Origin of the sequence: Neopararhizobium haloflavum (assembly GCF_002750855.1) — a bacterium.
In the GTDB taxonomy this organism is placed as follows: domain Bacteria; phylum Pseudomonadota; class Alphaproteobacteria; order Rhizobiales; family Rhizobiaceae; genus Georhizobium; species Georhizobium haloflavum.
On the sequence record NZ_NWUC01000008.1, the window covers coordinates 159,528 to 178,569 of the forward strand.

The following is a 19,042-nucleotide window of genomic DNA, read 5'->3' on the forward strand; positions in this document are numbered from 1 at the left end:
CGGGCTGGACAGCGGTCGTTCGCATTGGCTAGTCTCGATTAGATCGATCTAATCGGGAGGGCCCATGAGCGACGAGCCGATCAAAGCAAAGCGCATCACGCTTCTGGACGTTGCCCACCATGCCGGCGTGTCGCGGGCAACCGCGTCGCTGGTCGTGCGCAACAGCCCGCTCGTCAGCGATACGACGCGCGAGACCGTCGAGGCGGCAATGGCCGAACTCGGCTATGTCTACAATCTCGGCGCGGCGCGGATGCGCGCGGCGCGCTCGCGCACCGTCGGCGTCATTGTCCCCAACCTGTCCAATCCGTTTTTCGCGGTGATGATCGCCGGGATCGAATCGGTCCTCGAAACGGCGGGCTATGCGGTGATCCTCGCCAATTCGCATGAGAGCGCGGAGAAGGAGACGGGCTTCCTGCGGCGCATGCGCGAGCATGGCGTCGACGGGCTGGTGCTGTGTCCCTCCGAAGCGACCGCGCCCAGCATCATCTCCGACGCGGCCAAATGGGGTTTACCGCTCGTCCAGGCGCTGCGCATGGTGCCGAACACGAAAAGCGACTATGCCGGCATCGACTATCGCGGCGGCATGCGCCAGGCGACCGCCTATCTGATCGATGCAGGACACCGCCGCATCGGCTTCATCAGCGGCAATCGCCACCATTCGGCCCAGGCCGATCGCCTTGCCGGCTTCAACGATGCCCTTGCCGGTGTGGCGGGATGCGCGTCCTTCGTCATGGAGGTCGCATTGACGCACCAGGCCGCCCGCGCCGCCGCCAAGGATATCGTGGCGCGATCGCCCCCGCCGACGGCGCTCATCGGTTTCAACGACGTGGTCGGCCTCGGGCTGCACCGCGGGCTGTCCGATCTCGGGCTGTCGATCGGCGAGGATATCGCGCTCATCGGCTTCGACAACGTCGCGGAAGCCGAACTGGTGCGGCCCGCCCTCGCCTCCGTTTCGACGGAGCCCCATCGGGTCGGGGCGCATGCGGCTGAACTTCTGCTGCGCCGGCTGGACGAACCCGAGGCCGACCACGCGCACCGCATCGAGCCGGCCGTCTTCGTCGAACGGGAGTCTTGCCAGAGCGTGAAGAGCGATGCTTGACCTGCGCGCCTTTTGCATTTAGATCGATCTAAACACGGGATGATCCCGGTCGGCCGCTCGGAGGGGCGGCGGGAGGTATGACGGTGAACTACACGTTCAATTTCGAGCCGGTCTTCGCCAATTTCGACCAGCTGCTGGCCGGCGCTCTGGTGACGATCCAGCTGTCCCTCGGGGCCATGGTGTTCGGCACGGTGATCGCGATCGCCTGCGCCGTCGGCAAGACGGCCGGGCCCGCGCCAGTTCGCTTCCTGGTGAACGCCTATATCGAGATCATCCGCAACACGCCGTTCCTCATCCAGATATTCTTCATCTTCTTCGCCCTGCCGGCGCTTGGCCTGCGCTTCGATCCGAACACGGCGGCGCTGATCGCGCTCACGGTCAATGTCGGCGCCTATGCCACGGAGATCATTCGCGCCGGGATCGAGTCGATCAACAAGGGCCAGGTCGAGGCCGGAACGGCGCTCGGGCTGAAGCGTGGCCAGATCTTCCGATACATCATCATGAAGCCGGCCTTGCGCACGATCTATCCGGCGCTGACCAGCCAGTTCATCTACCTGATGCTGACGTCGAGCGTGGTGTCGGTGATCTCGGCCACCGACCTGGCCGCCGCCGGTAACCTCATCCAGTCGCAGACCTTCACCTCCTTCGAGGTCTATCTGGTGATCACCGGCATGTATCTCGTGCTTTCGCTCGGGTTCTCTGCGCTCTTCTCCGCCATCCAGCGGACGGCCTTCAACTACCCGTTGGCACGCTAGGAGCACGGTATGATCAGACAGTTCGGCATCACCGAGTTCTGGTTCATCGTCGCGGCGGTGCAATGGACGCTGGCGCTTTCGGCCGTCGCCTTCGCCGGCGGCGCGGTGGGCGGCATGGCGATCGCGCTGGCGCGCGTTTCCGAGATCAAGCCGCTGCGATATTCGGCGCTGGCGATCATCCGGTTCTTTCAGGGCACGCCGCTTTTGATGCAACTGTTCCTCGCCTTTTTCGGGCTTCGCATCCTCGGCGTCGAAATCAATCCGTGGATTGCCGCGGCCATCGCGTTGACGGCGCATGCCAGCGCATTTCTCGGCGAGATCTGGCGCGGCTGCATCGAGGCGGTGCCCAAGGGCCAGTCCGAAGCGAGTTGGGCGCTGGGTATCGGCTACTATGACCGCATGGTCTCGGTGGTTCTCCCGCAGGCCGCGCGCATCGCCGTCGCGCCGACGGTCGGATTTCTCGTGCAACTGATCAAGGGCACCTCGCTCGCCTCGATCATCGGTTTCGTCGAGCTGACGCGGGCCGGGCAGATCATCAACAACGCGACGTTCTCGCCCTTCACCGTCTTCGGCATCGTGGCCGCGCTCTATTTCATCCTGTGCTGGCCGCTCTCGCTGCTGGCGACGCGCATGGAGCGCCGTTTCGCCGTCGCGACCCGGCGCTGACACTTCATCGCATCATCATCTCAAAACCAAGGGAAGGAGACTGACAATGACTATCCTGAAGAAGGCGGCAACGCTCGCTGCGGGCGCACTGATCTCGGCCTCTCTCGCCGTCTCGGCCGTTAGCGCCCAGACCGTCGAGGAAATCAAGGAACGCGGCACGATCAACATCGGCATGCTGGTCGACTTTCCGCCGTTCGGCATCCTCAACCAGGAAGGCCAGCCCGACGGCTATGACGCCGATGTGGCCAAGCTTTTGGCCGAGGACATGGGTGTCGACGTGAATCTCGTCGCCGTGACCGGGCCGAACCGCATTCCTTATCTGCAGTCCAACCAGGTCGACATCCTCGTCGCCTCCCTCGGCGTCACACCGGAGCGGGCCGAGCAGGTGGATTTCTCCGAAGCCTATGCCGGTATCGAGATCTTCGTCTTCGGCGATGCGGATCTTGAAATCGCTGATGGCGCAGCCCTTTCCGGTCAGAACATCGGCGTTGCCCGCGCCTCGACGCAGGACACCGCGATCACCGCCATCGCGCCGGATGATGCCAACATCCAGCGTTTCGACGACGACGCATCGGCTGTCCAGGCGCTCCTGTCGGGGCAGGTGCCGCTGATCGGTGCATCCAACACCGTGATCGCGCAGATCAACGAGGCGGCGCCCGACCAGTACTCCACCAAGTTCTCGCTGGCGCAGCAGAGCCAGGGCATCGCCACCCGCAAGGGCGCGGACGAGTTGATGACCTACATCAACGACTTCCTGGCCAGGAAGAAGGAAAGCGGCGAACTCAATGCGCTGCATGAAGAATGGGTCGGCAATCCGCTGCCCGAATTCGTCGTCGAAGGCGCCGAATAAGCCAACCGATAGCGGGGATACAACCCATGACCACGACCAGCGATCCGGGTGGACGCGGCGATCTGAAGGCCGGTGTCCCCGCCGTCACCATGAAGGATGTCGACAAGTGGTACGGCAGCTTCCATGCCCTGAAAGACATCGACCTGACGGTCGCGCGTGGCGAAAAAATCGTCGTGTGCGGCCCGTCGGGCTCGGGAAAGTCCACCCTCATCCGATGCATCAACCAGCTTGAAACGGTGGAGAAGGGCACGATCACCGTCGAGGGCATCGAACTTACGGCGGGGCCGAAGAACGTGGAAAAGATCCGCCGGGACGTCGGCATGGTCTTCCAGCAGTTCAACCTGTTTCCGCACATGACCGTGCTGCAGAACTGCATGCTCGCGCCGATGAAGGTGCGCGGCACGACAAAGGCCGACGCCGATGCGACCGCGCGCAAGTATCTGGAGCGTGTGCGCATTCCCGAGCAGGCGGACAAATATCCCGCGCAGCTTTCCGGCGGCCAGCAGCAGCGCGTCGCCATCGCGCGGGCGCTGTGCATGAACCCGAAACTCATGCTGTTCGACGAGCCGACCTCGGCGCTCGACCCGGAGATGGTGAACGAGGTGCTCGACACCATGATCGACCTTGCCCAGGAGGGCATGACCATGCTCGTCGTGACGCACGAGATGGGCTTTGCCCGCAAGGTCGCCGACCGGGTGATCTTCATGGACCGCGGCGAGATCGTAGAGGTTGGGGAGCCGGAAAGCTTCTTCTCCAACCCCAAGCACGAGCGCACCCGCACCTTCCTCGGCCAGATCAGCCATTGAGCGCGCAAGAGAAGGACAAAGGCCATGAAACCCACGATCATGATGTTCGAGCCGATGCTGCCGGAGATCGAGGCAGCGCTTGATCGCGATTATGACGTCTGCCGGATGACGCAGGAGGAAGGCCGTGCGCGCGCCGACGCTCAGCCGGAGGCGATCCGCGCCGTGGTCACCGGCGGCGGAACGGGGCTTGACCCGGCCTGGTTCGACCGGCTGGACAATCTCGGCATCATCGCCGTCAACGGCGTGGGAACCGACAAGGTCGATCTTGAAAGAGCCCGCAGGCGCGGCGTGCATGTCACGACGACGCCGGGCGTTCTCACCGACGATGTTGCCGACATCGGCATGGCACTTGTGCTCGCGTCGCTGAGGAGGCTTGGCGAAGGCGAGCGCATGGTGCGCGCCGGGGACTGGGCCAGGGGCGGCAAGCTGCCGCTCGCAACGAGCCTGAAAGGCAAGACGATCGGCATTCTCGGCCTTGGCCAGATCGGCAAGGCGCTGGCCCGGCGGGCCGAGGCGTTCGGCATGCGCGTTGCCTATTGGAACCGCTCCGATGTCGCCGACGCCGGCGGCTGGCAGCGATCGGACACGCCGCGCGACCTCGCCGAAGCCGCCGATATATTGGCGGTGTGCGTCGCGGCCAACCCGCAGACGGAAGGCATGGTCGACGCCGCCGTCATCGATGCGCTCGGTCCGAACGGCACGCTCGTCAATGTGGCGCGCGGCAGCGTCGTCGACGAGGCCGCGCTGATCGAGGCGCTGAAGGACCGGCGCATCGCCGGCGCCGGACTGGATGTCTTCCTCAACGAACCGCAGATCAATCCGGCCATTGTCGAACTGGACAATGTCGTGCTGATGCCGCATCAAGGCAGCGCGACGCTTGAGACGCGCCAGGCCATGGGCGCCATCGTACTCGACAATCTTCACGCTTATTTTGCCGGTCGGACGCCGCCGCATTGCGTCGTTCACCCGGTCCGAGAGGCCGCGCAATGATCGTTCGTCAGGCCTTCTTCGAGGGCCGCATTCACGCCGGCCGTGAGGCGGAGTTCCGCACCTTCGTGGAGCAGCGCCTGATCCCGATGTGGCGGACGTTTCCCGGCGTGCGGGACGTTCGCGTCATGTTTGCGACCGGCCGCGACGACGGCGCCCCCGCCTTCCCGCTGTCGCTGGCGATGGTGTTCGCCGACGATGCCGCCTTGCAGCGCGCGCTGGACGCGCCAATCCGCTGCGAGAGCCGTGTTGTCACGACCGAACTGATGAAGATGTTCGATGGATACATCCATCATCACGTGTTCAAGCTGGCCGACGCCTGAGCCTTCAATAGAAGTGTTCTAAACGGGCATTGACGGATCGGATCGCGCTCTCTAGAAATATGCAAATGAATATATCTCGCGTGTCGTTCATGCCGTTGGGGAGATGGCGGGCGCGCGGAAGATAACCAAACGGGAGGACTGCACCATGAAGAATGCACTCATTTGCGCGGCCGCATTCGCCGTCACCGTCGGATACGCCCAGGCCGAGGAAGTGACGCTGCGCGGCGCGACCGGCTTTGCCACCGGCACCGCCTTTTCGCGTCCCTATGAGGCCTTCGTCGACTGGATCAACGAGAATGGCGAGGGCGTCCTGCAGATCCAGAACGTCGGCGGTCCGGAATCGGTGCCGCCCTTCGAGCTCGGCAATTCGGTCTCTTCCGGCGTGGTCGACATCGCCAATGTGACCGCCGCCTTCTACACCAACATGCTGCCGGAAGGCGACGCGCTGAAGCTGGCGCGCAACACGATCCAGGAGCAGCGCGAGAACGGCTGCTACGAGACGATCGACACGCTTCACCAGGAGCGGATGAACGTCAAATATCTCGGCCGCACCGGCGACCATGTGAACTTCCACCTCTATACGACGCAGCCGCTCGAGACGGCCGACCTGTCGGGGCTGACGATCCGCACGACGCCGGTCTATCAGGCGATGTTCGAGGCGCTCGGTGCGACCCCGGTCACCACGCCGCCCGGCGACGTCTACACGGCACTGGAGCGCGGCACGATCGACGGCTATGGCTGGCCGATCCAGGGCGTCCTCGATCTCGGCTGGGAAGAGCAGACGGGCTATCGCATCGATCCGGGCTTCTATCAGGTCGACGTCAACATCCTCGTCAATCTCGATCGCTGGGAAAGCCTTGACGACGAACAGCGCGCACTGCTCGAAGAAGGCATGGCGTGGCTCGAGGCGCAGAACGAGAACAATCTGACGATCAACGAGGAAGAGGCCGCCAAGCAGGCCGAAGCGGGGATCGAGACGATCGAACTCAGCGAGGAAGAGCAGGCCAAGTGGCTCGACGCTGCCGAGACCGCCGGATGGGACGCGATCTCCGCCGTCAATGCCGACGTGGCGGAGACGCTGCGCGGCTGCCTCGGCGAATAGTCGGGTCCGATGTCTTTTTTCGATCGCGTCTTCGAGCGGATCATTCTCGCCTTCGCCGTTCTGGCGGGGGCGATCTTCTGCGCCATCACCATCGCGCTGACGCTCAATGTGGCAATGCGCTTCTTTCTGGGCGACAGCCTCTATGGGATGGTCGACGCGATCGAAATGGGCCTCATGGCCGCAACCTTCCTCGCCGCGCCGTGGGTGCTTCATCGCAACGCGCATGTTGCCGTCGATATCTTCCTGACCGGCCTTTCCGCGCCGGGTCGCCGCCGGGTCGACATTGTATCATCGGCGTTCGGGGCCGTGCTGTCGCTCGTCTTTGCCTGGGCATCGCTCAAGGCGTTGCTGATCGCGCTCGAACGCGGCTCCATGATCCGCGGCGTTCTCGTGCTGCCCGAATGGATCACGTTGACGGCGCCGGTCATCGGCGGGTTCCTGCTCGCCATCGAATTTGGTCGCCGGATGGCCCGCGGCCCGGCAATCGACCGCCAGCAGGCAGGGCTCTGACGCCATGGATTGGGTTCTGACGCTGACGCTGATGCTGGGCGCGCTGATCGCGCTTCTCGCCACCGGCCTGCCTGTCGCCTTCGCCTTCATCGCGGTCAATGTGGCCGGTGCCTATTTCATCCTGGGCGGCGAGAACGGTCTCATCCAGATGGCGCGCAACGCGACGCAGTCCGTCGCCAGCTATCCTCTGGCGCCGATCCCGCTCTTCATCCTGATGGGCGAGATCCTGTTCCAGAGCAAGGTGGCGCACCGTGCCATCGATGCCGTCGAGCGCATCGTCGCCAAGGTGCCTGGCCGGCTGTCGGTCGTCACGGTCTTTGGCGGCACGATCTTTTCCGCACTGTCCGGCTCGACCATCGCCAACACCGCGATGCTCGGCTCGACCCTGATGCCCTCGATGCTCGCCAAGGGTTATCATCCGACGCTGGCCATGGGTCCGATCATGGCGTCCGGCGCGATCGCGATGCTCATTCCGCCTTCCGCGCTTGCCGTGCTGCTTGGCTCGCTCGCCGGCATCTCGATCTCGCAGCTGCTCGTCGCCGGAATCCTGCCCGCGCTTCTCCTGTCGGGCCTTTTCGTCATCCTCATCCTGTCCATCGCGACGTGGAAGCCGCACCTGGCGCCAGCCGACGATCAGCCGACCATGACGCTGTGGGAGCGTTGGCGGCCGTTCTGCATCTACGTCCTGCCGCTTTCGGCGATCTTCGCGGTCGTCATCGGCAGTCTGCTTCTCGGCATCGCATCACCCACCGACGCGGCGGCGCTCGGCTGCTTCGCGGCGATCGCGGCAAGCCTTGCCTATCGCTCGCTCACCTTCGCCAATCTCGCCACGGCGATCATGGAAACGGTCAAGCTCACGGTGATGATCATGTTCATCATCGCCGCGAGCCAGACCTTCAGCCAGATTCTGTCGTTCTCGGGCGCGACGTCGGGGCTGATCGGACTGATCAACGGCTGGGAGCTCACGCCGGATCAGATCCTCATCGGCATGATCCTCATCCTGCTGTTCCTCGGCTGCTTCATCGACCAGGTATCGATGCTGATGGTGACGATCCCGATCTTCATGCCGCTGGCGCGGGCCGTCGGGATCGACGACCTTGTGCTCGGCGTCATCTATCTCCTGACGATGGAGATCGCGCTGCTGACGCCGCCCTTCGGACTGCTGCTGTTCGTCATGCGCGGTGTGGTGCCCGACAGCATCACCATGAAACAGATCTACGCCGCGGTCGCGCCCTTCCTCGTGGTCAAGCTTTTCGTGCTGGCGCTGGTTGTCCTGATCCCGGCACTCGGCACGTGGCTGCCGGCCTTTCTGCAGAACTGACGGTCACGCGCCGGATGGACAGGTCGCGGTCGCTGGCGTAAATATATGCAAATGAATATAGTTTGAGGGATGGAGCAAGATGGCTGAACGATCATTCGCAAAGGAGGTGCAGCAGCTGAAGATCGGCGCCGGCGAGGAATTTCGCGGCGAAGGCATCCTTGCCATCACCAAGGCCCTGCTGGAATGCGGTGTCGGATATGTCGGCGGCTATCAGGGTGCGCCGATCTCACATTTGATGGACGTGCTTGCCGACGCCCAGGACATCATCGGCGACCTTGGCGTGCGCTATGAGGCGAACGCCTCGGAAGCGGCCGCCGCGGCCATGCTGGCCGCCTCGGTGCACTATCCGATCCGCGGCGCCGTCGCCTTCAAGGCGCCCGTCGGCATCAATGTGGCGTCCGACGCGCTCGCCAATCTCGCCTCGGGCGGCGTGACCGGCGGCGCGCTGGTCATTATCGGCGAGGATTACGGCGAAGGCTCCTCGATCATGCAGGAGCGCAGTCACGCCTTTGCGATGAAGTCGCAAATCTGGCTGCTCGATCCCCGCCCCAATCTTCCATCCATGGTCAAGGCGGTGCGCGACGGCTTCGAACTGTCGGAAGCCTCCAACACGCCGGTGATGCTGGAACTGCGTATTCGCGCCTGTCATGTCCACGGCGCCTTCACCGCACGTGACAACCAGCCGCCGCCGCTGAGCGTCGCCGAAGCGCTGAAGGATCCCAAGCGCAAGACCGACCGTATCGTGCTGCCGCCGGCGGCCTTCGCGCACGAGCAGGAAAAGATGACCAGGCGCTGGCCCGCGGCGGTCGACTTCATAAAGAGCCGCAAGCTCAACGAGGTCTTTGGCCCGCAGAACGGCCGTGTCGGCATCGTCCTGCAAGGTGGCATGTACAACACCGTCATCCGCGCGCTGCAGCGCCTCGGCCTTGCCGACATCTACGGCGAGACGGATGTGCCGCTCTACGTGCTGAATGTCACCTATCCTCTCGTAGACGATGAGTTCCTCGATTTCTGCGAGGACAAGGATGCCGTGCTCGTCGTCGAGGAGGGTCAGCCGAACTACATCGAGCAGGCCCTTGGCTTCATGCTCTACAAGGCCGGCCGTCGCACGCGGCTTTGCGGCAAGGACTATCTGCCGCCGGCCGGTGAATATACCGGATCGGCGATGCTCGAGGGTCTTGGCGCCTTTCTGCGCGACAATGATGGCGAACGACTGCCGGCACGCCACCGCGCGCCCAACCGGCCGATCGCGGAGACGCCGAGCGTCGACCTGACGAAGACCGTTCCGCCGCGCCCGCCGGGCTTTTGCACCGGCTGTCCGGAACGGCCGATCTTCGCGGCCATGAAGATGGTCGAGGAGGAAATGGGGCCGCACCAGATCGCGGCCGATATCGGCTGTCACCTGTTCTCCATCATGCCGCCCTTCGAGATCGGCGGCACGACGATGGGCTTCGGCCTCGGGCCGGCCTCGAATGCCGCCTTCGACGGCGGCGGCGAAAAACGACCGATCTCGATCATCGGCGATGGCGGGTTCTGGCACAACGGTCTGACATCGAGCGTCGGCAACGCGGTCTTCAACGAGTCCGACGGCGTGATCATGATCGTCGACAACTACTATTCCGCCGCCACGGGCGGGCAGGATGTTCTGTCGTCGCGGGCCGAGAACAAGTCGAAATCCACCAACAATTCGATCGCCGGCGCGGTGCGCGGCATCGGCGTCAAATGGGTCCGGGAGATTGACCGGACCTACGATGTCGGCAAGGTGCGCGACACGCTGAAGGAAGCCCTGACCACAAAGGAAAAGGGTCCCAAGGTCATCATCGCCTCGTCCGAATGCATGCTCAACCGCCAGCGCCGCGAAAAGCCGGCGATGGCCAGGGCGATGAAGTCGGGCGAGCGTGTGGTCAAGCCGAAATTCGGCGTCGACGAGGATGTCTGCACCGGCGATCACGCCTGCATGCGCCTTTCGGGCTGCCCATCGCTGTCGCTCAAGAAGCTGGACGATCCGTTGCGCGACGATCCGGTCGCGGCGATCGACCAGTCCTGCGTCGGCTGCGGCAATTGCGGCGAGGTGGCGGATGCGGCGGTGCTCTGCCCGTCCTTCTACCGCGCCGACGTGGTGCACAATCCAACGGCCGGTGAGAACCGCTTCCACCGTTTCGCCAGCCGGCTCATTGCCCGGCTCCAGGCGCGGCGCGCCGCCAAACGTCTGACATTTGCGAGGCAGGGCGCATGACAACCCATATCCGTGATTTCGTGCCGGAGGGCGGGCGGCCCGCACCCGAAGGATTGATCAAGCTGGCCGTGCTCGCGGTCGGCGGCCAGGGTGGCGGTGTCCTGTCAAACTGGATCGTCGACCTTGCCGAGCAGAACGGCTACCGGGCACAGACCACGTCGGTTCCCGGTGTGGCCCAGCGTACCGGCGCGACCATCTACTATGTCGAGATGATGCCCGACGAGGGGCGCGAGCCGGTGTTCGCACTGATGCCTTCGCCCGGCGATGTCGACATCCTGATCGCCGCCGAGATCATGGAGGCGGGACGCGCCATCACGCGCGGCTTCGTCACATCGGACCGCACGACGCTGATTGCCTCCAGCCACCGCATGTACGCCGTATCGGAGAAGATCGTTCCCGGTGACGGGCGCGCCGGGACCGAAGCGGTGCTGCCGGTGGCGGCGGAAATGTCGCGCGCCTTCATCTGCTTCGACATGGAGCAGGTGGCGGCGGCGGCCAAGAGCCACATCTCCGCCAGCCTCTTCGGCGCGCTCGCCGGATCCGGCGCCCTGCCCTTCGAACGCGAGGCCTACGAGCAGACCATCCGTGCCTCGGGGCGTGGCGTCGAAGCAAGCCTCAAGGCCTTCGCCAGCGCCTACGATCGTGCTGGCGGTGCGGTCGAACCCGCGCCCGAGCCGGCCCCTGCGATTGCGCTCGCCGCCGCTCCTGCGCCTGCCGGCCCGTCGGGGCTCGTCGAAGTCTGGGCCGGGCTGACGGCCAGGATCGCCCTGCTGCCGGCGACTGCGCAGGACATGGTACGGCGCGGTGTCGAAAAGGTCGTCGATTTCCAGGATGTCGACTATGGCGACGAATATCTTGCCGCGGTCGAGAAAGCGGCGGCACGCGACGCGGACCATGGCGGTGCGATGCATCAGTTCGCCTTCACAGTGGCGCTGGCCAAGCATCTCGCCAATGCGATGTGCTACGATGATGTGATCCGTGTGGCCGATCTCAAGACGCGCGGCTCGCGCTTTGCCCGCGTGCGCGCCGATGTCGGGGTCGGGGACGATGCTGTCGTCAAGATCACCGAATTCATGCATCCGCGCGCGGAGGAGATCTGCGGCATGATGCCGGCCCGCCTCGGGCGCCGCGTCGAGGCCAGCCCGCGCGTCTTCGGCTTGATCGACCGGCTGTTCAATCGCGGAAGACGGGTGCGCACCGACGCCCCCCTTCCCTTCCTCATGCTATACGGGCTTGCCGGCATGCGCCGCTTTCGCCGCTCGTTGCTGCGTCACGAGATGGAATGCGACCACCGCGCACGCTGGCTGGCACGCGCCTATGAGGCGCTCGACCACGATTATGCGCTGGCGGTCGAACTGATCAATTGCCGGCGGCTGGTGAAGGGCTATAGCGACACCCATGCGCGCGGTCTTTCGAAATTCGACCGGGTGCTGGATGCAGCCCGCCTGGTCGAGGACCGCGTCGATGCCGCCGACTGGGTCCGCCGGCTGCGCGATGCGGCACTGAAGGACGAGAAGGGCACGGAACTCGACGGTGCGGTTGCGACCATCCGTTCCTTCGTGGGGGACGACGCCGATCGGACCACTTCCGCGCAGAGCTGAAGCGTTCTAAGGAAAGAGTTGGAAACAATGCCTTTTCGCGGCCCCTGCATCGATCGAGACAAGCATGAGCAGTCATCCCGAACACAACCGTTCCGCGCAGCAGGACTCCCAAGCGCGCGGTACGCGGCATGTCGAGGTCGAGGGCACCGGCGTGGTGCTGGAACGGATTCTGCCGTATCTGGCCAACCGGCTTACCTTCCGCATGAACCAGCTGCTCAACAAGGATTTGCGCAGACATGGTCTGACCATCGCGAACTGGCGCGTTCTTGCGGTGCTCGATTTCAACGAGAAGGCCTCGGTCAACGAGCTGGCGAACTATGCCATGATCGAGCAGTCGACGCTCAGCCGGCTGATCATGCGCATGGAAGCCGACGGTCTGTTGCGGCGCGAACGCGTGGATGCCGACGGGCGGGTGCGCTCCATCTCGATGACGCCGGCCGGGCGGCGCAAATACGAAACGGTCAGGGCGCTCACCCTCGCCCACGCCGAGCGCGCCACGATCGGATTGAGCGCGGAGGAGAAGGCCGTCTTCGAGCGTGTCATCTCGGTCATGCGCGCCAATCTGGAAAAGCATCCCCTGCCGCGCACCATCGAGCCGACCTAGCGCTCGCGCTGGCGCAGCGACACGATCAGCGTCTTGAGGACGCGCAGCAGCGCATTCTTGTCGTCGGCGCCGACGATGGTCTCCAGGCGGTCGGAATGGATCTTCGCCTTGGCGGCGATCCGGCCATAGACGGCCTGGCCCTTGGCCGTCACCTCGCTGGCGTAGGACCGACGGTCGTCGGGCAGCCGCCGGCGTTCGATCAGACCGTCGTCTTCCAGAAGGCGCAGCGCTGTCGTCACGCTGGACTTGTCGCGGCCGGCCGCGCGGCTCAGTTCGGTCTGCGTTATGCCGGGGTTTTCGACGATGAGCGAGAGAAGCGCGAAACTGCCCGGTTTCAGCGAATCGGCGCCGAGTTCCTGGGTGAAGTCCTGAAAGGCTTCCTCATAGGCGAGCCGAAGGTAATAGCCGATGAAATCGTCGAGCAGGCCGAGCTTGATCGCCTCGTTCTCCACCACGCGCAGTGATGGTGATGCCGTGTCCGCTACTCCCGGTCCGCTTCGCTCCATCCGGTCTCGTCCTTCCTGCTCGTGCCTGGTTCATCCGCATAGCACTGACGATCGGGGTCGTGCCACCGTTTCGGCACGTCATGCGTGTGCGGCGCGCGAAACGCGCCGCACGGATTGCTTACCCCTTGCCCGCGCCACGCGAGGTTTCGCGGCTCGCGAAATCCTTGAGGGCATCGCGATTGGCCTCGAAGCCAAGGCCGGGCGTGTCCGGCAGCGCCAGCATCGAGCCGTTGCGCTGCGGCAGGCCCTTGTAGAGTTCCTCGCACATCGCCACCGAAATGAGGTGCCATTCGACCAGGCCGCCATTGGCGAGGCCGGCATGCAGATGCATGTTGTGGAACGGAAAGGCGCCGCCATTGGCGATCTCGACATTGTGCGCCTGGGCCATGCCGGCGATCTTCGTGGCCGCGGTGAAGCCGCCGCAGATAACGACGTTCGGCTGGATGACGTCGACCGCGCCGCCGGCGATGAGATCGCGAAAGCGGAACAGCTGTCCCTCGTTCTGGCCGGCGGCAACGCGCATGCCGGAGCGCTCGCGCAGGTCGCGCATGCGGCCGATATCGTTGTCGCGCACCGGCTCCTCGAAGAAGCTCACGTCATGGTCACGCATCGCGTCGGCGAGCCAACGGGCCGATCCGGCATCGAGGCTGCAATTGGCATCGACATAAAGTTCGCCGTCGCTGCCGATCGCTTCGCGCACGGTCCGCACGCGCTCGACATCCTCCAGGATGACGCTTCTGAGCGAGCGGCCCTGGTCGCGCCGTGCCAGCGCCTGATGCCCGACGACCATCTTGAAGCGCTCGACTCCGTCGGCCTTGAGGTGGCGGGCCGCATCGCCGAGCTGGTCGCGGTCGAAAGCGCCGAAGCCGAAGGTCACATAGAGCGGGACCTCGCGGCGCGCGCCGCCAAGCAGGCGCCAGCAGGGCTGGCCCGTGACCTTGCCGAGGATATCCCAGAGCGCCAGGTCGATGGCCGAGGCGACGTGACTTGCGTATCCGGTCTGTCCGCGCGGCGTCAAAAGCCAGTAGAGCCGCTCGGCGATCAGTTCGCGGTCGAGCGCGTCGAGGCCGACGATATTGGGAGCGGCAACCTCCTTGACGATCGCGGCGGCGACCTCCTCATCGGTAATCGCGGTATAGCCATAGCCGGTGACGCCGTCGGCGGTCTCCACTTCCACGACCATGCAGGAAAGCGCCGTCGAGGCTTCCGCCGCGCCGAGCTTGAGGCTGGCAGGGATGAAGGCCGGATAAGCGGTGATCTGTTTGATTTCGAGGTTCACGCACGTCCCCATTTTCCACGCGTGGCAATGGTTGCCACAAAATCGTCTCGTTCAAGATAGTTGACATTGAGAAAGTTGGATATCAAACTGATTGCTGTTGATCAAGCAAGAGACCGGCAAATTCGGTCTCCGACATGCACAGAGAATTCTGGGAGGAATGACATGAGATTGGTGACAACCGCGCTTCTCGGCGCGATCGTAGGGCTGGCTGGTACGGCGGCTGCCCATGCCGAGTTTCCCGAAAAGCCGATCCGTCTGGTGATCCCGTTCGGGGCCGGCGGCGGCAGCGACGGCCTTGCCCGTGCCGTCCAGGCGGCGATCGAGAAGAACGACCTGCTTCCGGTCCCGCTGGTGGTGGTGAATGCGGAAGGAGCTGCCGGCACCGTCGGCTCGCGCCAGGTTCTCGATGCCGAGCCGGATGGGTACACCATCCTGCAGATCCACCAGGAAATGTTCGCCGTCTCGGCCGTTGGCCGCGTCGAGTACACGCCCGACGATTTCGAGCCGATCATCCAGGCGACGCAGGGCTGCATGTATCTCGCCGTGCCGGTCGATTCGGAGTTCACCTCGCTTGAGGACCTGATCGCGCATGCCAAGGAAAATCCGGGCGCGTTGAAGCAGGCCGACGATATCGGCGGCGTGACCCATTTTCCGTCCGCGCAGCTGATGCGCCAGGCGGACGCGGAATGGACCATCGTGCCGACCGGCGCGACATCGGCGCGCTTCGCCGCGCTCAAGGGTGGCTTTGCCGACATGGCGCTGATGTCCGCTCCGTGGCTCGACCGCGGCAAGGAAGACCTGCGCGCTCTGGCATCGCTCACCGAGGAACGCTTCGAGGCCGCGCCGGACCTTCCGACCGCCAAGGAACTCGGCTACGACGTGACCTCGTGCCTTGCCCGCCGCTACTGGGCGCCGGCCGGTACCCCGCAGGAGAACATCGACATTCTCGCCGATGCGATCGAGGCGGCCGTCCAGACCGACGAGGTTCAGCAGTACATCGCGGAAAGCAATGAAGAGACCGTGCTGCTGCGCGGTGAGGAATTGCGCGAAGCGGTCAAGGCGGACTACCAGAGCTTCGTCGACGTCGCCGACGTCGTGCGCGGCAGCGCCCCGAAGCAATAAGCCATCGTCGATCCGCTGGAGGGATGCCCTTGTGCGGCATCCCTCTTTGCCATTCTTTGAAAGGCTGCAGCGATGAACGCATTGCGTCACCGTCCCGCCGAAGTCATCTTCCTCGTCGTCGCCTTCATCCTCGGCGTCATGGCGCTTCAAGGCGCCTCGACCCTGCCGCCGCCTTTCTACGAAAAGCTCGGGCCGGCGGCCTTTCCCCGCGCGATCGGCGTCATCATCCTGGCTCTTGCGGGCATGAAGCTCATTTCGACCCTCGTTCGTCCGCTGCCCCCGGCGCCGGTTGACCCAGAGGCGGATGCAGCGCCGGCACGGGACTACGGGCGGGCATTCGGCATGTTCGTTCTGATGTGGGTCTATCTCGGCGCCATGTCCTATCGGCTTGCCGATTTCCGGATCACGACGGCGCTGTTCCTGTTCGCGGCGATGTGGCTTGCAGCCGGCCGATCGAAGGTGGTGACGCTGGTCCTGATGCTGGCGGCGTGTATCGCGCTCAGCCTCGGCATGGATTTCTTCTTCCGGAAGTTCTTCTTCCTCGACCTTTGACACCGCGGCGATCCCGATCGCACCAAGCAGCAGCATCGCGGAAGGTTTTCCCCTCATGCTCGACGTCTACGCTCACGTCTTCACAGCCGGTCTCTACTGGGTCTTCCTCGGCGCCGGGATCGGCATCCTGGTCGGCTCCATCCCCGGCCTGTCGGGCGCGATGATCATCGCACTGGCGCTGCCCACCACCTATTTCATGGATGGCGGGGACGCGCTCCTTTTCCTCATCTCGATCTATATCGGCGCAACGACCGGCGGGCTGATCAGCGCGACGCTGATGCGCATGCCCGGTACGGAAGCGGCGATCATGACGACGCTCGACGGCTACCCGATGGCCGCACGCGGCGAGCCGGCACGCGCGCTCGGCATCGGCGTCGCCGCGTCCTTCGTCGGCGGCATGGTGGCCTGGGCGATCCTGGCGCTCTTCTCGCCGCCGCTGTCGCTCATCGCGGTGCGTTTCGGCCCCTATGAGATCTTCGCCATGACGGTCGTGGCGCTGACGCTGATCGCCGCCGTTTCGCGCGGCAGTCTCTTGAATGGGCTCCTTGCTGCAGCCCTCGGGGCGCTGATCTCGATGCCGGGCATCGATCCGATTTCCGGCACGATCCGCCTCACCTTCGGGCAGAACGATCTCGACAGCGGCCTGACGCTGCTGCCGGCGATCCTCGGCATTCTCGTCCTCAGCCAGGTGATCGTCGATTGCGAGGACCTGAAGACGCGGCTGACCGCCAAGGCGGGTCTCGCCTTCGCCGTCATCAAGCTCAAGGATATCACCAACTACGCCTGGGCCTATGTCCGCTCGGCTTTGATCGGCACCTGGATCGGCATCCTGCCGGGCGTTGGCGGGACCACCGCGTCGATCGCCGCCTATTCTGTCGCCAAGGCGACGTCGCGCACACCGGAAAAGTTCGGCCATGGCGCCGAGGAAGGCATCATCGCGTCGGAAACGGCGAACAATGCAGGCACGGTCGGCGCCCTCGTGCCGCTGATCACGCTCGGCATTCCAGGCTCCGTCATCACCGCCATTCTTCTCGGGGCGATGGTGATCCACAATCTCAATCCCGGTCCGCTGCTTTTCGCCGAGAATCCGGAAATCGCCTATACGGTGATCGCCGGGTCGCTTGCCGCCAACATTGCCATGCTGATCATCATGCTGGTCGCGACGCCGTTCCTGGCCAAGCTGATGTATGTCAACAAGGTCTACCTGCTGCCACCGATCGTCGTCTTCTGCTTCATCGGTGCGTTCTCGGTCTCCAGCCGGTTCTTCGACATCGGCGTGATGCTCGCGTTCGCGGCGCTCGGCTACCTGATGGACAAGGCACGCATTCCGCCCGGCCCGTTCATCATCGCCTATGTGCTGACGCCGATGGCGGAGCGAAATCTCAGGTCCGGCCTCGTGACCTATGACGGCAGCTTCATGCCGCTCCTCACCCGCCCGCTCTGCGCCTTCTTCCTCGCCGTCGCCGTCATCTCGGTCGTCTGGTCGGTCTGGGCGGAGATCAAGGCCTTTCGCGCCCGCCGCGCGGCGCAGCAAGCTTCCGGAGCTTCAGCATGAGCACGCTTCTGCCCATTTCCATCGACGATTTTCGTGACCATGCGCGTCGCCGCGTGCCGCGCCTGTTCTTCGACTATTGCGATGGGGGCGCCGGCACGGAGAGCGCGCTGCGTGGCAATGTCGAACGCTTCGGCGCCATCAAGATGATGCCGCGCGGGCCGCGCAACATCGCACACCGCTCGAGCCGGGTGAGCCTGTTCGGCCGCGATTATGCCATGCCGCTCGGCATCGCGCCGATCGGTCTTGCCAACCTCTTCTGGCCGGGCACGGACATCGCGTTCGCCAAGGCCGCGCGCAAGGCGGACATCCCGCATGTGCTGAGCACGGCGGCCAGCACGATGATCGAGGACGTGGCACCCGTCGTCGGCGACAATGGCTGGTATCAGCTCTATACCTCGAAGGACGACGCGGTCACCGAAGACCTGTTGTCGCGCGCGGAAAAGGCCGGCTACCATGTGCTGGTGGTGACGGTCGACGTCGCCCTGCCCGGCAAGCGCCGGCGCGACCTTCGCAATGGCTTCCGCCTGCCGATGCCGATGGGCCCGAAATTCGCCCTCCAGCTGGCGCGCTGCCCGGCATGGTCCTTCGCCTCGCTTGGCAAGCCGATCCCGCGCATCGTCAACCTGGAGCGCTACGCACCGGCATCCAGCGCGCAGTCGCTTGCCGCCTTCATGGCGGCGCAGATCTCGCCGATGGTGGATCTCGACCAGATCTCGCGCATCCGCGAACGCTGGAAGGGGCCCCTCGTCGTCAAGGGAATTCTCGGTCCGGCCGATGCGGCTGCGCTGGCCGAACGCGGCGTTGACGGGGTCATCGTCTCCAATCATGGCGGCCGGCAGCTTGACAGCGCGCCGGCAACGATCGACGCCTTGCCGGCGGTGGTCGCGGCGGCCGGAGAGCGCATGGCCGTGATGGTCGACGGTGGGGTGCGCACCGGCGAGGATGTGGCCAAGGCGCTGGCGCTTGGCGCGCGCTTCGTCTTTGCCGGCCGGCCGTTTCTCTATGGGATGGCAGCGACCGGCAGCGGCGATCCGGCGGTCGAGGTTCTCAAGGACGAATTCGACCGGGTGCTCGGCCATCTGGGATGTCCGAACGTCGCCGACCTCGATGCCAGCTTCATCTGGCGCGACGACAAGGGCCACCGCGAAAGGCAGACCGCCTGACTGGG

19 protein-coding genes are annotated in these 19,042 nt (G+C 64.7%); 17 read left to right on the forward strand and 2 right to left on the reverse strand.

The window, feature by feature from the left end:
- Positions 1-64: 64 nt before the first annotated feature.
- From CN673_RS17210 to CN673_RS17270, 13 genes are all read left to right on the forward strand, one after another.
- Positions 65-1,099 carry a LacI family DNA-binding transcriptional regulator gene (locus CN673_RS17210; RefSeq protein WP_245409970.1) on the forward strand — a complete coding sequence of 345 codons (1,035 nt, stop codon included), beginning with the start codon at positions 65-67 and terminating at the stop codon, positions 1,097-1,099.
- Between the two features lie 77 nt (positions 1,100-1,176).
- Positions 1,177-1,854 carry an amino acid ABC transporter permease gene (locus CN673_RS17215; RefSeq protein ID WP_099867619.1) on the forward strand — a complete coding sequence of 226 codons (678 nt, stop codon included), beginning with the start codon at positions 1,177-1,179 and terminating at the stop codon, positions 1,852-1,854.
- A gap of 9 nt (positions 1,855-1,863) precedes the next feature.
- Positions 1,864-2,520: an amino acid ABC transporter permease gene (locus CN673_RS17220; protein ID WP_099867620.1), complete on the forward strand. Its 657-nt coding sequence runs from the start codon at positions 1,864-1,866 to the stop codon at positions 2,518-2,520.
- 46 nt (positions 2,521-2,566) lie between these two features.
- On the forward strand, positions 2,567-3,370 hold the full coding sequence (locus CN673_RS17225) for a transporter substrate-binding domain-containing protein (RefSeq protein WP_099867621.1): 804 nt from the start codon (positions 2,567-2,569) through the stop codon (positions 3,368-3,370).
- Positions 3,371-3,459: 89 nt separating this feature from the next.
- Positions 3,460-4,176, forward strand: coding sequence for an amino acid ABC transporter ATP-binding protein (locus CN673_RS17230; RefSeq protein WP_198586043.1), 717 nt, complete (start codon positions 3,460-3,462; stop codon positions 4,174-4,176).
- 24 nt (positions 4,177-4,200) lie between these two features.
- On the forward strand, positions 4,201-5,166 hold the full coding sequence (locus CN673_RS17235; protein WP_099867623.1) for a 2-hydroxyacid dehydrogenase: 966 nt from the start codon (positions 4,201-4,203) through the stop codon (positions 5,164-5,166).
- Positions 5,163-5,486: a hypothetical protein gene (locus tag CN673_RS17240; protein WP_099867624.1), complete on the forward strand. Its 324-nt coding sequence runs from the start codon at positions 5,163-5,165 to the stop codon at positions 5,484-5,486. Before CN673_RS17235 ends, CN673_RS17240 begins: the two co-directional genes overlap by 4 nt.
- Before the next feature lie 145 nt (positions 5,487-5,631).
- On the forward strand, positions 5,632-6,588 hold the full coding sequence (gene dctP, locus CN673_RS17245; RefSeq protein ID WP_099867691.1) for a TRAP transporter substrate-binding protein DctP: 957 nt from the start codon (positions 5,632-5,634) through the stop codon (positions 6,586-6,588).
- 9 nt (positions 6,589-6,597) lie between these two features.
- On the forward strand, positions 6,598-7,098 hold the full coding sequence (locus CN673_RS17250; RefSeq protein WP_099867625.1) for a TRAP transporter small permease: 501 nt from the start codon (positions 6,598-6,600) through the stop codon (positions 7,096-7,098).
- A gap of 4 nt (positions 7,099-7,102) precedes the next feature.
- Positions 7,103-8,419 (forward strand): TRAP transporter large permease, encoded by a 1,317-nt coding sequence (locus tag CN673_RS17255; protein ID WP_099867626.1) that lies wholly within the window; start codon positions 7,103-7,105, stop codon positions 8,417-8,419.
- A gap of 79 nt (positions 8,420-8,498) precedes the next feature.
- Positions 8,499-10,655 carry a thiamine pyrophosphate-dependent enzyme gene (locus tag CN673_RS17260; protein ID WP_099867627.1) on the forward strand — a complete coding sequence of 719 codons (2,157 nt, stop codon included), beginning with the start codon at positions 8,499-8,501 and terminating at the stop codon, positions 10,653-10,655.
- Positions 10,652-12,256: an indolepyruvate oxidoreductase subunit beta family protein gene (locus CN673_RS17265; protein WP_099867628.1), complete on the forward strand. Its 1,605-nt coding sequence runs from the start codon at positions 10,652-10,654 to the stop codon at positions 12,254-12,256. The genes CN673_RS17260 and CN673_RS17265 overlap by 4 nt, the downstream gene beginning before the upstream one ends.
- A gap of 64 nt (positions 12,257-12,320) precedes the next feature.
- Positions 12,321-12,860 carry a MarR family winged helix-turn-helix transcriptional regulator gene (locus tag CN673_RS17270; protein WP_099867629.1) on the forward strand — a complete coding sequence of 180 codons (540 nt, stop codon included), beginning with the start codon at positions 12,321-12,323 and terminating at the stop codon, positions 12,858-12,860.
- On the opposite strand, the gene CN673_RS17275 is transcribed toward CN673_RS17270, so the two are convergent.
- Both CN673_RS17275 and CN673_RS17280 read right to left on the reverse strand, forming a co-directional pair.
- Entirely contained in the window at positions 12,857-13,366 is a 510-nt protein-coding gene (locus CN673_RS17275) for a MarR family winged helix-turn-helix transcriptional regulator (RefSeq protein ID WP_099867630.1), read from the reverse strand. The two genes, CN673_RS17270 and CN673_RS17275, sit on opposite strands and share 4 nt — an antisense overlap.
- 118 nt (positions 13,367-13,484) lie before the next feature.
- Complete coding sequence (locus CN673_RS17280) at positions 13,485-14,645, reverse strand: mandelate racemase/muconate lactonizing enzyme family protein (protein WP_198586032.1); 1,161 nt, start codon at positions 14,643-14,645, stop codon at positions 13,485-13,487.
- A gap of 162 nt (positions 14,646-14,807) precedes the next feature.
- Here CN673_RS17280 and CN673_RS17285 point away from each other — a divergent pair, with 162 nt between their 5' ends.
- From CN673_RS17285 to CN673_RS17300, 4 genes are all read left to right on the forward strand, one after another.
- Positions 14,808-15,767, forward strand: coding sequence for a tripartite tricarboxylate transporter substrate binding protein (locus CN673_RS17285; RefSeq protein WP_099867632.1), 960 nt, complete (start codon positions 14,808-14,810; stop codon positions 15,765-15,767).
- A 72-nt stretch (positions 15,768-15,839) separates the two neighbouring features.
- Positions 15,840-16,319 (forward strand): tripartite tricarboxylate transporter TctB family protein, encoded by a 480-nt coding sequence (locus CN673_RS17290; RefSeq protein WP_099867633.1) that lies wholly within the window; start codon positions 15,840-15,842, stop codon positions 16,317-16,319.
- Positions 16,320-16,374: 55 nt separating this feature from the next.
- Positions 16,375-17,874 (forward strand): tripartite tricarboxylate transporter permease, encoded by a 1,500-nt coding sequence (locus CN673_RS17295; RefSeq protein ID WP_099867634.1) that lies wholly within the window; start codon positions 16,375-16,377, stop codon positions 17,872-17,874.
- Entirely contained in the window at positions 17,871-19,037 is a 1,167-nt protein-coding gene (locus CN673_RS17300; RefSeq protein ID WP_099867635.1) for an alpha-hydroxy acid oxidase, read from the forward strand. Before CN673_RS17295 ends, CN673_RS17300 begins: the two co-directional genes overlap by 4 nt.
- Positions 19,038-19,042: the final 5 nt, after the last annotated feature.